Origin of the sequence: Saccharothrix sabaoui (genome assembly GCF_051756985.1) — a bacterium.
In the GTDB taxonomy this organism is placed as follows: domain Bacteria; phylum Actinomycetota; class Actinomycetes; order Mycobacteriales; family Pseudonocardiaceae; genus Actinosynnema.
Genome location: NZ_JBPKJK010000094.1, coordinates 20,000 through 34,920, shown reverse-complemented (window position 1 = coordinate 34,920; position 14,921 = coordinate 20,000). Strand labels below are relative to the sequence as shown.

13 protein-coding genes are annotated in these 14,921 nt (G+C 76.8%); 6 read left to right on the top strand and 7 right to left on the bottom strand.

The features are described from left to right. Positions 1-303 precede the first annotated feature (303 nt). Both ACR807_RS25995 and ACR807_RS25990 read left to right on the top strand, forming a co-directional pair. The gene (locus tag ACR807_RS25995; protein WP_438924030.1) at positions 304-918 is read left to right on the top strand and encodes a putative hydro-lyase; all 615 of its coding nucleotides are present in this window, start codon (positions 304-306) and stop codon (positions 916-918) included. Continuing rightward, positions 918-2,222, top strand: a complete 1,305-nt coding sequence (locus ACR807_RS25990; RefSeq protein ID WP_438924029.1) for an MFS transporter — start codon at positions 918-920, stop codon at positions 2,220-2,222. The genes ACR807_RS25995 and ACR807_RS25990 overlap by 1 nt, the downstream gene beginning before the upstream one ends. Positions 2,223-2,624: 402 nt before the next feature. On the opposite strand, the gene ACR807_RS25985 is transcribed toward ACR807_RS25990, so the two are convergent. Beyond that, positions 2,625-3,449, bottom strand: coding sequence for a bifunctional DNA primase/polymerase (locus tag ACR807_RS25985; protein WP_438924028.1), 825 nt, complete (start codon positions 3,447-3,449; stop codon positions 2,625-2,627). A 61-nt stretch (positions 3,450-3,510) separates the two neighbouring features. Further along, positions 3,511-3,708: a hypothetical protein gene (locus ACR807_RS25980; RefSeq protein WP_438924027.1), complete on the bottom strand. Its 198-nt coding sequence runs from the start codon at positions 3,706-3,708 to the stop codon at positions 3,511-3,513. 106 nt (positions 3,709-3,814) lie between these two features. Between ACR807_RS25980 and ACR807_RS25975 the strand changes: the two genes are divergently transcribed. Beyond that, complete coding sequence (locus ACR807_RS25975; RefSeq protein ID WP_438924026.1) at positions 3,815-4,348, top strand: hypothetical protein; 534 nt, start codon at positions 3,815-3,817, stop codon at positions 4,346-4,348. A gap of 198 nt (positions 4,349-4,546) precedes the next feature. Continuing rightward, complete coding sequence (locus ACR807_RS25970; protein WP_438924025.1) at positions 4,547-7,342, top strand: AAA domain-containing protein; 2,796 nt, start codon at positions 4,547-4,549, stop codon at positions 7,340-7,342. Positions 7,343-7,354: 12 nt separating this feature from the next. On the opposite strand, the gene ACR807_RS25965 is transcribed toward ACR807_RS25970, so the two are convergent. From ACR807_RS25965 to ACR807_RS25955, 3 genes are all read right to left on the bottom strand, one after another. Next, positions 7,355-8,278, bottom strand: a complete 924-nt coding sequence (locus ACR807_RS25965) for an alpha/beta fold hydrolase (protein WP_438924031.1) — start codon at positions 8,276-8,278, stop codon at positions 7,355-7,357. A 73-nt stretch (positions 8,279-8,351) separates the two neighbouring features. Beyond that, a complete protein-coding gene (locus ACR807_RS25960) occupies positions 8,352-9,359 on the bottom strand; it encodes a TerC/Alx family metal homeostasis membrane protein (RefSeq protein ID WP_438924024.1) in 1,008 nt (335 codons plus the stop codon). 154 nt (positions 9,360-9,513) lie between these two features. Further along, complete coding sequence (locus ACR807_RS25955) at positions 9,514-9,978, bottom strand: hypothetical protein (protein ID WP_438924023.1); 465 nt, start codon at positions 9,976-9,978, stop codon at positions 9,514-9,516. A gap of 144 nt (positions 9,979-10,122) precedes the next feature. Here ACR807_RS25955 and ACR807_RS25950 point away from each other — a divergent pair, with 144 nt between their 5' ends. Next, positions 10,123-11,082: a GlxA family transcriptional regulator gene (locus tag ACR807_RS25950; protein WP_438924022.1), complete on the top strand. Its 960-nt coding sequence runs from the start codon at positions 10,123-10,125 to the stop codon at positions 11,080-11,082. A gap of 10 nt (positions 11,083-11,092) precedes the next feature. Here ACR807_RS25950 and ACR807_RS25945 read toward each other — a convergent pair whose 3' ends face one another. Beyond that, positions 11,093-12,040 (bottom strand): hypothetical protein, encoded by a 948-nt coding sequence (locus ACR807_RS25945; RefSeq protein WP_438924021.1) that lies wholly within the window; start codon positions 12,038-12,040, stop codon positions 11,093-11,095. A 66-nt stretch (positions 12,041-12,106) separates the two neighbouring features. After that, on the bottom strand, positions 12,107-12,910 hold the full coding sequence (locus ACR807_RS25940; protein ID WP_438924020.1) for a serine/threonine-protein kinase: 804 nt from the start codon (positions 12,908-12,910) through the stop codon (positions 12,107-12,109). A gap of 147 nt (positions 12,911-13,057) precedes the next feature. On the opposite strand from ACR807_RS25940, the gene ACR807_RS25935 reads away from it, so the two are divergent. Continuing rightward, positions 13,058-14,863 carry a SpoIIE family protein phosphatase gene (locus ACR807_RS25935; protein ID WP_438924019.1) on the top strand — a complete coding sequence of 602 codons (1,806 nt, stop codon included), beginning with the start codon at positions 13,058-13,060 and terminating at the stop codon, positions 14,861-14,863. The last annotated feature ends 58 nt before the right edge of the window (positions 14,864-14,921 follow it).

Sequence of the window (14,921 nt, the reverse complement as noted above, 5' to 3'; positions counted from 1 at the left end):
ACAGGTCTGAGGGGGTCGGCGTTCGGCTCGCCGGGGCCCCGCGGGGCCAGTCAAGCGACGACGCGGTGGCGGCGCCAGGCAGAAGTGCCGGCAGGAATACCAGGAACAACCGGGTCGGGCCCCGACGGGTCGGGGCGGCGGCGTTGGACCGAACGGACCATCGGCATGAGGTCCACTGTGGACCATATGCAGATTTCTCTACGTCACCCTACGGATGTTTCCGCATCCGTGCGGCCTCATGGTGGGTGAACCGCACCGATGCCCGCACAACGACGTGCGGCACTCACCGGGAGGTGCACCCCGATGATCCACACCGCTCCCTCCGCGCACGCGGACGAAGCGGGGAGCAGGGCCGAGACCATGGCCCGCTTCCTGCGCGACGTACCCGTCCCCTTCACCCGCGTGCTGTCCCTGTGGGTGGGCTACCGCCTGCGCCGCGACCCCCGACGACCCGACGCCCCGCACGTCCTGACGCCGCGCCAGGCCCACCTGCTCGGCTTACCGCCGGGCACGCGGGTGACCCGACGCGAGGGGTACCTGGTCCCCAACCTCGGCGACAGCTCCCCCCGGCTGGCCGCCATCACCGCGCTCGTGCACCAGCAGGCCCTCGACCTCGACGAACCGCGCCGCGAGGACCTCGCCCGCGGCTACACCCCGCTCGGCGTGCTGCTGACCGAGGCGCGCCGGGCCACCCACTACGCGACCACGGCCCGCGCGCCCGAGGACCCCGACTTCGCCGACCCGCTGCCCGACCTGCCCGGGGACGTGCCCGTCCTGTGGTGCCAGGCCACGCTGCTCAGCGCGGGCAGACCGGTGGCGCTGGTGCGCGAGTCCGTCTACCTGGCGGCCTTCACCGGCCGCCGGCCACCCGACCTGTCCGCCCACCTCACCCCGGCGCCGCCCCGACTGGTGTCGTGATGCACGCCCGGACCGCCGCGCTGGCCGCCACGACGGTCGCGGCGGGGTCCAGCGGGTACGTGGTCGCCGCGGTGCTGACCGAACTGGCCGCCGACCACGGGGTGTCCGCCGCCGCGGCGGGCACGGCGATCACCGCGTTCGCCCTGGCCTACGCGGTCGGCTCGCCGCTGCTGGCGATCGCGACGACGCGCTTCGGCCGGCGGGCGGTGCTGGTGGTCGCGCTGCTGGTGGCGGCGGTGGGCAACCTGGGCGCGGCGGTCGCGCCGACGTTGGACCTGCTGCTGGTGGCCCGGGTGGTCACCGCGTGCGGCGCGGCGCTGGCGACCCCGGCGGCGACCGCGGTGGCGGCCCGGCTCAACCCCGGCCGACCGGCGGCGGCGATGGCCGTGGTCACGGGCGGGCTCACCGCGGCCACGCTGCTGGGCGTGCCGGCCGGCCGGTTCGTGGCCGACCAGTTCGGCTACCGGGCGGCGTTCGTGCTGACCGCGCTGCTGTGCCTGGTGGCGGCGCTGGTGGTGCGCGCGGCGGTGCCGGCCGTCCCGCCCGGTCCGGTGGTCGACGTGCGGCAGCGGTTGGCCCCGCTGGCCGATCGGCCGGTGCAGCGGCTGCTGGCGGTGTCGCTGCTGGCGTGCCTGGGCACGTTCAGCGTCTACGGCTACCTGGGTCCGGTGCTGGGCGGTTCGCCGTCGGGAGGGAACCTGCTGGCCTACGGGATCGGCGGGGTGCTCGGCAACGCGCTCGGCGGCGTGGCGGCCGACCGGTGCGGGCCGCGGGTCCCGCTGCTGGTGGCGCTGGGCGGCAGCGCGGTGGTGCTGGCGCTGCTGCCGGCGGTGGTGACGGGTCCCGGACCGGGACCGGCGGTGCTGCTGTTCGCCTGGGGCGCGTTGTTCTGGGCGTTCAACCCGCCGCTGTTCGCGGCGCTGGTGGCGCTGGACCCGGACCGGGCGAACCTGCTGCTCGCGCTGAACGCCTCGGCCATCTACGCGGGCATCGCGGGGTCGGGCGTGCTCGGCGGCGCGGTGGACGCGCGCGTCCTGCCGCTGGTGGGCGCGGTGATCACGCTCGGCGCGGTCGCCGTGGTGGCCACGACCCGGCGCGCCGGGCCGGGCACCGGGCCGGCAGGCGCGAGTCCGCCGGGTGCGGAGCTGCCGGGCACCGAACCGGCAGGCGCTGACCTGCGGGGCGCTGACCTGCGGGGCGCTGACCTGCGGGGCGCTGACCTGCCGGAGCCGCCGGAGGGAGGTGTGCCCGCGCCGCGCTCCCCCGCCGACGGCGCGCCGGTGGGACGGGAGGTGGCCCGCTGACCGGTGCGGTGCCGAAGTCCGGTCCCGGTGCGGCCCGGTCCCGGTGCCGGTTGAGACACGGGGGTGGCGGCACCCTTCGACCGGACGGCTGACTCGGGCGGCGTGCTGCGGCATGCTGGATCGGTGCTGTCCTCGGTCGACCCCGACCGGGTCGACCCGCCTGCGGGCGGTGGCGACCCGGTCGCGACGCTGGTCGTGCTCGCCCCGCTGGGGGCGGTGGTGGCGGTGGTGCTGTGGTGGTCGGAGCGGCGGGCGGCGCGGCGGCGGGCGGTGGTCGAGGACCCGGTGGCCGAGGACGCGGTGCTGGGGCTCGACGACCTGATCCGGGTGGCGGGGCTGCTGGTGCTGGTGCGGTTGCTGTCGGCCCGGGACGTCCCGGGCGGGTCGGTGCAGGACGCGGGGTCAGCGCAGGACGCGGGGCCGGCGGCGGCCCAGGGCGAGGCCGTTGGCGACGTGGCGGGCGGCTTCGCGGCCGGTCCACCCCTCGACCCCGTCGTGGGGTGCGGCGGCGGCGAGCAGCAGTGAGCGGGCGGTGGCCTCGTCCAGCCAGCCCGCCCCGACGAGTTCGCCCAGGCGGCACGCGGCGGTGAACACCACGTGCGCGCGCACGCCGGGGCGGGCCTCCTCGACGCGCCGCACCTCGCCGTCCACGACGGCGTCCCGGTAGGCGGCCACGCGCCGCCCGGAGCGGTGGCGCTGCACGGGGATGTCGAGGTGCTCGGGCGGCGGCGGGGTGAGCACGGCGACGAGCCAGTCGGGGGCGGGCGCGACGGGCAGGTCGCGCAGCACCCGGTACCGGCGCGTGCCGAGCAGGGACCCGGCGGCCACCACGTACCCGCCGACGCCGCGGGTGTCGACGTGCGGGGCGAGCCTGCCGGCGGTGTTGCCCAGCGGCACATCGGGGGCGAGGAAGTAGCGGTGCTCTCCCCCGGAGGCGGTGCTCACCGAGTAGGTGTCGCGCGGGTCGTCCTCGCCGTGCTGCCAGGCGCGCCGGGCGAACGCCTCGCGACCGTGGGGCACGTCGAGGTCGACCACGAGCAACCCGGCCGCGCCGCACGAGATGCCGACGTTGTAGGGGTGCCGGGACCACCAGCGGCGGATGAGGTCGCGGTCGAGGGTGGCCTCGCGGTCCCAGCCGCGCAGGGCGGGCGCCTTGTCGTGCGGGCGCAGCGGCAGGACGGGCCAGCCGCGCGCGGCGGCGGCCAGTGCCGCCCGGTACCTGGACATGCGCTCCCCCCGTTCGCGTGGTGCCGGCGGGGGAAGCGCCGTGCCGTCCAGTGTGCCCCGGTCAGGGCTCGCGGTACAGGGCCACCAGGACGCCGTGCCGGAACTCGTGCCCGCCCGCGTCCTCGGCCTCGTCGACGAGGCCGCGCAGGTGCTCGCCCAGCTCAACGTCGGCGGCCGGGGTCAGGCGCAGGTGGCGCAGCAGGAGCAGGGGGTCACCGGTGTCGGCGGCCGAGGCGCTGGTGATCGACGTGCTGGACAACCGGGCGGCGCCCCGGCGCGGTTCATCCTTTCAGGGAGTGGAGCGGTTCGGCGGGCCGGATAAAATTCGGGGTTCGTGGCGCCGTGAAACGACATCGGGGTTCTCCATGGACGACGACCGCCTCGTCGGCAGGGTCGCGCGGCGGCTGCGGCTGTTCGACTCCAACGCGGACGGGGTGGTGCGCGGGCGCGACGTGACGGCGGCGGCCGAGCGCGTGGTGCGCGGGTTCCGGGTACCGCCGGCGTCGATCCGGGCGGAGCGCGTGCGCGCGGTCTACGAGGTGCTGGCGCTGGCGCTGGTGGCGGAGTTCGGCGACGCGGCACGCGACGAGGTGCGCTGCGAGCGGTTCGCGGCGGCGGTGGGCGCGGACCCGGCGCGGCGGGCGCGACTGGGGCTGCGGATGGCGCGGGCGGACGCGGTGGCCGTGCGGGAGTGCCTGGCGGGCAACGGCGAGGCGGTGGGGGCCGAGCAGGTGGCCGGCGTGGTCGTGGCGCTGGGCGCGCACCCGGGCCACGCGCCGGCGATCCGGCGGGCGTGGGAGCGCGACGGGGCGCCGATCGCGCTCGCCGCCGTCGACCTCCCCCTCGCGGCCTACTTCGGGGGACGCGGCCGGCCGGGGCTCTACGGCCCGCCGGGATAACTCGGCGGTTCACACGTCCGAGCGGAGCGGACCGGCCCGACACCGCCCCCGACCATCCACTCCGGACACCCAGCGGTCGCCCGGCACCCCCAGCCCACGAGACCGCCGTGGCCCCGCCGGACCGGCGCGACACCCGCCCCGGCCCACGAGACCGCCTGACCCGACCCGCCGAGCCCCCCACGTGGCAGGATCACCGCCGTGACCGTCCCGGCCGTGCTGCGCACGCTGGCCCGACTCAGCGCCTCCGAACAGCCGCAACGGGTCCAGCTCGACCTCACCAAGACCGCCGGCCTCGCCTGGATCGGCGACGGGACCGCCGGGTGGACCGCCCTGACCGCCCGCCCCGGCACACCCGCCGGACCACCCTGGATCGCCTCCCCCTCCCAGCACCAGGCCGCGCTGCGCCTCGCCCAGTTCGACGCCCTGCACCACGAGGACCGCCTGCTCCGCCTCGGCTGGGCCTTCCTGTGCGGCCCCACCCGCGTCAACGGGCAACGACGACGCCTCTGCCTGCCCCTCGCGTCACGCCCCGTGCGACTGCGCCACGTCGCCGGACGCCGCCACACCCTGCACGCCGCCGGCGACACCGCCCTCTTCCCCCTCGTCACCGACTGGACCCGGGCCGCCGACCTCGAAACCGGCCTCACCACCGACCACTCCTGGATCACCGCCGTGCTCGCCGCCGCCGGCCTCGACCCCGTCCCCGTCCTCGACGCCGCGCACGACCCGCGCCGCTACGTCGGCGGCGACCAACTCGTCGTCGTCGCCGGGACCGGCCTGCACGCCGGCGAACCCGTCGTCACCACCGGACGCGGCAACGACCTCCACACCTGGGCCCGCACCCCCGGCGTCGAGCACACCGCCCTCGCCGCCCTCTACGCCCAGCACCACGACCCCGCCCCGGCCACCGGCGAACCGGTCACCGGCGAACCGGTCACCGGCCCCCTGCCGCTCAGCCCCGACCAGCGCGCCGCCGTCCTCGCCGCCCGCCGCGCACCCGTCACCGTCCTCGGCGGACCACCCGGCAGCGGCAAGACCCACACCCTCGCCGCCATCGCCCTCGACGCCGTCGCCGCCGGCCGCTCCGTCCTGCTCGCCAGCCGCACCCGCAGCGCCGCCGACGCCCTCGCCACCGCACTGCACCGCGCCGGCGGCCCCGCCCCCGTCCTCTTCGGCGACTCCGAACTCCGCCAGGACACCGCACGCGAACTCGCCGACGGACCCACCGCCACCACGACCACGAACGAACTCGCCACCCTCGACCACGCCCGCCGCGCCGCCGACGCCGCCGTCACCACCGCCGAACGCGCCATCGCCGCCGCCCTGCGCGACGAAGAACTCCTCCACGCCGCCGTGCACCGCGAAGCCCTCATGCCCGCGCACCGGCTCGTCGCACCCCGCGCCTTCGACGCCGACACCGACCTCGACCGCCTCCGCACCCTGCTCCGCCCCCGCACCGGCCCCCTCGCCCGCACCCGCACCGCCCTCGCGCTGCGCACCGCACGCCGCCGCACCGGCGCACCGGACGGCACCACCACCGCCGACCTCGCCGCGGCCCTCACCGCCGCCGAGCAGTCCGCCGCCCACGTCCGCGTCGCCGCACGCGGCGGCACCGACCTGCACGCCCTGCGCGACCTGCTCGCCGAAGAGGACACCCGCGCCCACGCCGCCACCGCCGCCTGGCTGCGCGCCCTCGCCACCGGCCACCGCGGCACCGGACCACGACGCGCCGTCGCCGCGCTCGCCACCGCCCTGCGCTCCGGCCCCGCCGCCCGCCGCCGCGCCCTCGCCACCATCCCGCCCCACGACCTCGTGCGAGCCCTGCCCGTGTGGGTCGGCACCCTCGCCGACGTCGAAAACATCCTCCCCGCCGCACCCGGCATGTTCGACCTCGTCGTCCTCGACGAGGCCGGCCACGTCGACCAACCCCTCGCCGCACCCGCCCTGCTGCGCGGCCGACGCGCCGTCATCGGCGGCGACCCACGCCAACTGCGCCACGTCTCCTTCGTCGGCGACCAGGCCGTCCGCGACGCCCTCGCCGCCGAGGGCACCACCGCCCTCGCCGACCGCCTCGACGTGCCCAAGGTCAGCCTCTTCGACGCCGCGACCGCCGTCGCCGACGTCCACCACCTCACCGAGCACCACCGCTGCGCGCCCCACCTCATCGGCTTCGCCGCCACCCGCTTCTACGACGGCCGCATCGCCCTGCTCACCACCCACCCCGCCCTCGCCGACGTCGACCGCATCGACACCGAACACGTCCCCGGCACCCGCGACGACAAGGGCGTCAACCACGTCGAGGTCGACGCCGCCCTCGCCCACGTCCGCCGCCGCACCGCCGCCGGCACCCGCTCCATCGGCGTCGTCACCCCGTTCCGCGCCCAGGCCGACGCCCTCGAACAAGCCCTCCTCGACCGCCTCACCCTCGACGAGATCACCACCGGCGGCGTCCGCGTCGGCACCGTCCACGGCGTGCAGGGCTCCGAGTTCGACGAGGTCGTCATCAGCTTCGCCCTCACCGACGACGACCGCCCCCACGCCTGGCGCTTCGCCGGCGACCGCAACCTGCTCGCCGTCCTCACCACCCGCGCCCGCCACCGCGTCCACGCCATCACCTCGGCCACCGCGCCCGTCGGCCTCGTCGCCGACTACCTCGCCCACGCCGACACCCCGCCCACCGGCACCCCCGGCACCGCACCCGCCGACGAGTGGACCGCCCGCCTCGCCGACGAGCTCACCGCCCTCGGCCTCACCACCCGCACCGGCTACCCCGTCGGCCACCTGCACGTCGACCTCGTCGTCGGCGAACGCGCCCACGCCGTCGCCCTCGACACCCGCCCCCACCCCGACGGCCCCGCCGCCCACCTCACCCGCTGGCGCGCCCTGCGCGGCGCGGGCTGGCGCGTCCACGACGCCTTCCCCAGCCGCTTCGCCCACGACCCCGCCCGCGCCGCCGTCACCCTCGCCCACGAACTCACCACCGGTCAGCCCTGACCGGCGGCCCGGTCACCCCGCCGAACGACGGACCTCACCGCCCGACGACCCCTCCCACCGCGCACGCACCCACTCCAGGCACGACACGGCCGACGACAGCACCGACAGGTGACCGTCCCCCGCCGACACCCGCAGCTCCGCCCCCGCGCACCGCCCCGCCAACCACCGCGAGTGCGCCGCCGGCACCACGCGGTCCTCCCCGCCGTGCACCAGCAGCACCGGTGCCACCACGTCGGCCGGGTCGAACCCCCACGGCGCCACGTACGCCAGGTCGTCGTCCACCGCGCCCGGCGCACCCAGCGCCGGACCCACCACCGACCCGAACCACGACCACTCCCCCTCCAGCGCGGCCCAGTCCGCCGACGTGAACCCCGGCTCCCGCTCCTCCCCCGACGCCTCGAACGCCGGCTTCACCGCACGCCCCGCCACCGCCGCGCGCAACGACGCCCCACCCGACTCCGCCATCCCCGCGAACCAGTCCAGCCCCTCCGCGCCGTACGGGGCCAACCCCGCCACCGACACGACGGCCACCACCCGCCCGCCCAGGAGCGCACCGCACGCCAGCGCGTGCGGCCCACCACCGGAGTGCCCCACCACCGCGAACCGGCCGACCCCCGCCGCGTCCGCCACGGCCGCCGCGCACACCGCCGCCGACGCCACGTCCCGCCCCGGCCGCCCCGACGACCCGCCGTACCCGGACCGGTCGAAGGACAGCCACCGCAGACCCAGCCGGGCGGCGTCCGCGAACAGCGGCGCGGGCGGCGCGCCGAGGTTCGGCGTCCCGTGGTGCCACACCACCGGGAGCCCGTCCCCGCCCGTGTCGCAGGCGTGCAGCACGGGACCACCGGGCAACTCGACGTCGAACTCGATCATCACCGCGCCGAGCCTGGCGCCGCGCGTCCTCAGCGGGTTTTCGCTGGTCAGGACGTTCGGCACCAAGCTCGGCGCGATGCAGAACTTCTTTTTGTCTACACTGAAGTTATCGAGTGGACGGTACCAGTGGTCCCGGTCAGCGCTCGTCCTCCCCCGATCGGGACCTGCTCGCCCGCAGCGACCCGGGGTGCGCCTTGGCCGACGGGTCCTTGCGGGTCTTGAGCAGGCTCGCGACCGTGACGATCGCCAGGACGCCGATGATCACGCCCAGGCTGACCGGCGTCGCGATCTCCGGCACGCTCGCCGACACGTCCACGTGCAGCCAGTGCAGGATCAGCTTCACGCCGATGAACGCGAGGATGACCGCCAGCCCGGTCGACAGGTAGACGAGCCGGTCCAGGAGGCCCTTGACCAGGAAGAACAGTGCCCGCAGGCCGAGCAGCGCGAAGGCGTTGGCGACGAAGACGATGTACGGCTCCTCCGTCACGCCGAACACGGCCGGGATGGAGTCCAGGGCGAACAGCAGGTCGATGCCGCCGATGGCGACCAGCACGATGAACAGCGGCGTGCCGACCCGCTTGCCGCCCTCCCGGGTGAACAGCTTGCCGCCGTCGTACTCGGTGGACAGCGGCAGCACGCGCCGCGCGGTGCGCACGACCGCGTTGTTCTCCACGTCCGGGTCCTCGTCGCGGTGCCGGAACAGCTGCACCGCGGTGAAGATCAGCAGCAGGCCGAACAGCAGGAACATGAACGAGAACAGCGAGAGCAGCGTCGCGCCGAGCGCGATGAAGATGGCGCGCATCACCAGCGCCAGCACGATGCCGAACGTCAGCACCTTGTGCTGGTGCTCCTCGGGCACCGCGAACGTGGTCATGATGATCACGAACACGAACAGGTTGTCGACCGACAGCGACTTCTCGACGATGTAGCCCGCGAAGTACTCGGTGCCGAACCCACCGCCGTGGGCCATCGTCAGCCACACGCCGAAACCCACGGCGACCAGGATGTAGAACACCGACCAGGCGGTCGCCTCGCCGAACCCGACCCGGTGCGGCCGGACCGCGGCGAGCACCAGGTCGACCGCGAGCAGCAGCAGGATCAACCCGATGGTCACGCCCCACGTGAGCGCGTCGATCTCCAGCACCCGTTTTCCCGCCTTCCGCTCGTCGGTGGAGGTGGCAGCTTCGCAGAAACGGACATTAGTGGGCAAAACGCCACACCGTGCCCGGATCAGGAGTGACCAGGACCATGCCCGAGGTTCCACCCGGCCGCATGGCCAAACCCCCGCCCGACGGGCGTCACGCCCCCGTGGTGGAACCGGGTCGGACGATCATCAGCACGGTGACGGCCGCCCACAGCAGGTTGAACACCCCGGTCTGCATCGCCAGCCGCCCGGGCCACGACGCCCCCACCGTCACCGGGTCGTGGCCGACCCCCTCCAGGACCGCCTGCTGGCGCGGCAGCACCGCCAGCACGAGCACGCCGGCCGCCACCGCGGTCAGGGCGATCGACGTGATCAGCCACGCGTCGCCGAGCACGCCGAGGCTGCTCGCGGTGAACAGGCCGAACAGCGGCACCGCCACGCCCAGCGCCGCGTAGACCCGGCAGATGCGGTTGAGCGTGCGCAGGACCACGACGTCGCGCTCCTCCCCCGTGGCCAGCGCCCGGCGCGTGGCGGCGGGGAACATGCTCGCCGCGACGGTGACCGGCCCGATCGCGACGATCGCGGCCAGCACGTGCAGCGACAGCAACACCTTCGTCATGATCAGGACGCTAACCGGGCCGCGCGCCCGGCGGCACCGGCCGGAATGCCATCTTCCACCTGGTTCCCGCCATCCGCCGTGACCTGCCCGGTCCGACCGAGGCGCAGGTCAGCGGTCTGGCCAGAACCCGTTACCGTGGTCGCCATGCACACGATCGCCGTCCTGGCGCTCGACCGGGTCGTCCCGTTCGACCTGGCCACGCCGATCGAGGTGTTCGCCCGCACCCGGCTGCCCGACGGGCGCGCCCCGTACCGGGTCAGGGTGTGCGCCGCCACGCCGACCGTGGACGCGGGCGCGTTCACCCTGCGGGCGCACTGGGGGCTGGAGGCGCTGGCCGCCGCCGACACGATCGTGCTGCCCGGCACCACCGCGCCCGACGAGCCCGTGCCGGACGAGGTGCTCGACGCCCTGCGCGCCGCCGCCGCCCGGGGCACCCGCATCGCGTCGATCTGCACGGGCGCGTTCGTGCTCGCCGCGACCGGCCTGCTGGACGGCCTGCGGGCGACGACCCACTGGGTGGCCGCGCCCGGGCTGGCCGCCCGCCACCCGGCGGTCGAGGTCGACCCGGACGTGCTCTACGTCGACAACGGGCAGCTCCTGACCTCGGCGGGCGCGGCGGCGGGCCTGGACCTGTGCCTGCACCTGATCCGCCGCGACCACGGCTCGGCGGTGGCCGCCGACGCGGCGCGGCTGTCGGTCGTACCGCTGGAGCGCGAGGGCGGCCAGGCCCAGTTCATCGTGCACGACCCGCCGCCGGTGCCCCGCGGCACGACGATGGAGCCGCTGCTGGCGTGGCTGGAGGACAACGCGGCGGAGGAGCTGACCCTGGAGGACATCGCCGCGCGGGCGGGCACGAGCACCCGGACGCTGAACCGCCGCTTCCGGGAGCAGACCGGCACCACTCCCCTCCAGTGGCTGCTGCGCGCCCGCGTCCGCCGGGCCCAGTACCTGCTCGAAGCCACCGACCACCCGGTCGAGCGCATCGCCGCGCAGGTCGGGTTCGGCTCGCCCACCGCGTTCCGCGACCGGTTCAAGCGCGTCGTCGGCACGAACCCGGGCGGCTACCGCGCGGCGTTCCGCACCGCCGCCGCGCCGTCCCGTTAGGACCTCCGGCTCAGGCCGGGTCGAGCGGGACGCGCACCCGGGCCGGGGCGAGACCGGCCGGCGGCCAGGAGACGAGCAGGTCGGCGACGTCCCCGTGCCGCTCCAGCACGAACTCCCGGGTGCCGTCCAGGGCGTCCCCGCCGCCGGACCACGAGCCGTGCGACGCGTGCGCCCGGTGCGCCACGCCGTCGTGCAGCACCGCGACGCGCGGCTCGTGGTCCGGGTCCGCACCCGGCGGGGAGGTGGCCGCCGAGAGCTCGCGCGCCACCTCGCCCCGCGCCACGCACACCAGGCCGAGGGACAGCAGGTCGGGACCGACGGTGGCCAGCCGGCCCAGCACCAGCACGGCGTGCTCGCCGCGGTGCAGGACGCGCTGGGCGACGGCGATCGCGCCCTCCTCGACCGCGACGCGCGGCGAGGCGCGCGAGAACCGCTCCTCGAACTCCCCGGTCGTCGGCGTCGCGAGCACCGGCGCGTCCCAGATGGACGCGGTGCCGCGCGCCACCTCCTCCCGACCCGGCAGCGGGAACGCGACCGCGGTGTCCGGGAGGCCGAGCGAGGGCCACCCGAGCACCAGGTCGAGCCGGTCGTGGACCGGCGGGAGCCAGTAGGCGGCGCGCCGGGACGGGCCGAACTCGCCGTCGTGGTCGTCACCGCTGTCGGTCGTCCACACCGACTCGCGCACCCGGTGCGCGCGGCCGTCGCCGTCGCGCCACCCGACGCGCAGGGCGTCGTCGTCCCCGGGCGGCACGCGGGTGGCCGGTCCGCCGCGCCGCTCGCGGATGTCGCGCTGCCGTTCGAGGGCGGTGCGCCGGTCCAGCGGCTGCCGGGCGAGGAGCTCCAGCACCAGGCCGGACGTCCGGGAGACCGCGCTGACCAGGCCGACGCTCGCGCCCGGCCACCGCACCAGCACCCCGCCGCGGTGCGCGGGCACGCCCAACGTCGCGAACTCCTCCACCGGTCGAGCATCCCGGTCGCCGGAGCGGCCGGCAACCGGCTCCCGCCGGCGGGTCGTGGAAGGCGGTCAGCCGCCGAGGGCCCGGGCGCACTCGGCGGCGCCGGGTCTGCGCCGCACCGACAGGGCCGTCATCAGCAGCAGCAGGCGGGTCAGGTCGGCGGGCAGGCCCGGCGGCACGGCGGGCGGGCGGTCCAGGCGCGCGAAGGCGGCGTCCACGGCACCGCCTTCGTACTCGCGGCGGCCGGTCAGGCACTCCAGCAGCACCAGGCCCAGCGAGTAGACGTCGGCGGGCGGTCCCACCTCGCCGCCGCGGACCTGCTCGGGCGCGAGGTAGGCGGCCGAGCCGACCACGTGGTCCCGGCGGGTGAGGCGCGTCGCGCCCGGTCCCCGGGCCAGGCCGAAGTCGGCGAGGTGGGCGTTGCCGCCGGCGTCGAGCAGCACGTTGGACGGCTTCACGTCGCGGTGCACGACACCCCGTTCGTGGACGTGCGCGAGCGCGTCGGCCAGGCGGGAGCCGAGCGCGCGCACGGCCTCCGGCGGCATCGGCCCGTCGGCGAGGCGGTCGCGCAGCGTGGGGCCGTCGACCAGCCGCAGCACCACGAACGGCCGGTGGCCGGCGGTGCCCGCGTCCTGCACGGACACCAGGGCGGGGTGGTGCAGGTCCGCCAGGGTGCTCACCTCGCGCTGGAAGCGGCGGCGCGCGGTGGGGTCGTCGTCGAGGGTGAACAGCTTGACCGCGACGAACCGGTCCAGGCGGGTGTCCCACGCCCGGTGCACGACGGCCGTGCCGCCGCTGCCGAGCAGGCCGTCGAGGCGGTACCGGCCCGCGAGCAGGCCGTCGATCCCGAGCAGGTCGTCGTGCCGCGACACGCTCCGCACCCTTCCGTCGCCGTGGTGGGAGGCGGCGTGTTCCCGCCCCACCGGGTTCCCAAACCCGCCGACCGCCCCCCGCTTCGGGAACGCGCAGCCGAGGCCGTCGCGCACGCGCGGGGGCCGAAGGCATAGGGTCGTCCGATCATGGACCCCCTGCCGCCGCCCGCCCCGGGCGACCCGGTCGCCGTCGTCGCCTGCTTCGAGGACCTGCCCGCCGCGGTGTGGGGGTTCGCCGGGCCGGACCTGGCCGTGGTGGCGGCCAACCGCGCCGCGCGCGAGGCCCTGCCGGAGGTCGCCGGCCGGGTCCTCGACCTCGCCCGGCGGTGCTACGCGCAGGGCCGGGTCGTCGTCGACGAGGAGCGGCGCGCGCCCGCCGGGGGCTTCTCCACCGTCACGTGCCGACCCTGGCCGGACGGCGACGGCGACGGCGCGGTGGGCGGCGTGATCGCGCACGTGGTCGACGTGACCGCGCAGGTGCTGGCCCGCGAGCGGACCGCGCGGGAGGTGGCGCAGGCCGCGCGGCGCGCCCTGCTGCCCGACGCGCTGCCGGTCCTGCCCGGGCTCCGGCTCGCCGCCCGGTACGTCGTGGCGGAGGACGAGCGGGCCGCGGGCGGCGACTGGTTCGACGCGGTCCCGCTCGGCGACGGGCGGGTCGCGCTGCTGGTCGGGGAGGTCGTGGGCTGCGGACCGGTCGCGTCGGCGGCGATGTCCGGGCTGCGCGCGGTCGCGCTGCGCGCCCTGTGGGCGAGCGCGCCGGTCGAGGAGGTGGCGGCGCAGCTCGACGCGTTCGCCTCCCGCTCCCCGGCCGCCCGCGCCGCCGCGGTGTGCCTGGTGGAGCTGGACACCGCCACCGGCGAGGTGCGGGGCGTGAACCGGGCCCACCCGCCCGCGCTGGTCGTGTCCGCCGACGGCGGCACCCGGTTCCTGGCGCGGGACCGGCCCGGCGGACCGCTGGGCGTGGGCGCGCCGGACGCCGGGGCGTGGCACGACCGGTTGCGCGCCGACGACGTCCTGGTGCTGTACTCCGACGGGCTCGTGGAGCGCGAGGGCCGCCCGCTGGACGCCGGTCTGGCCGCGCTGGCCGGCGTCGCCTCGGCCGCGCTCGCCGAGACCGGCGGTCCGCCGCGCCACCCGGCGGACCGGCTGTGCGCCGCCGCCGTGCGGCGCATGGGGTGGCCGGGCCACGGCGACGACGTGACCGTGCTGGTGGCCGAACGGCTGCCCGAGGCGCACGCCCCGCTCGCGGTGACGCTGGACGCCGACCCGGCGAACCTCGCGGTCCTGCGCAGGCGCCTGGCCGACTGGCTCGCGGTGCCGGACGTGGACGAGGACACCGCCTACGCGATCCAGCACTCGGTGGGCGAGGCCGTCACCAACTCGGTGGAGCACGGCTACGACCGCGACGGCGGCGAGGTGCGGGTGACGGCCCGGCTCACCGACCTGGGCGCGGCCGAGGTCGTGGTGCACGACCGGGGGCGCTGGCGGGCGGCGCCCGAGTCCCCCGGCGGGCGGGGGCGCGGGCTGGCGTTGATGCGGCACTTCGCGGACACCGTCGACGTGTCGTCCTCGGACGGGGGCACCACCGTGCGCCTGCTCCTGCCGATCACCCGGCCCGCGCACGTCGACCGCGCCGGACCGCACGCGGCGCGCGCCCGGACCGGGTTCGGCACCGTCCTGGAGCGGTCCGCGCACCCCGTGCTGAGCGTGACCGGGCCGGTCGACGCGCACACCTCGGACCTGCTGCGCGCGGCCGTGCACGAGGCGGGGCGGGGCGGCGCGCTGCCGCTCGTCGTGGACCTCACCGGGGTGACGCTGCTGGCCGGCGCGGGGGTGCGCCTGCTGTACGAGGTCACGGCGGCGCTGGGCGTCCGGCTCGTCGCGGCGGCCGGGTCGCCGGCGGGGCAGGTGCTGTCGCTGACCGGTCTGGCGCACGACGGGCGGACCCCCTGAGACCGGTGCCCACCGGGTACGGGCGGGACGCTGAACCCGCAGGTCCGCACGGTCGCGG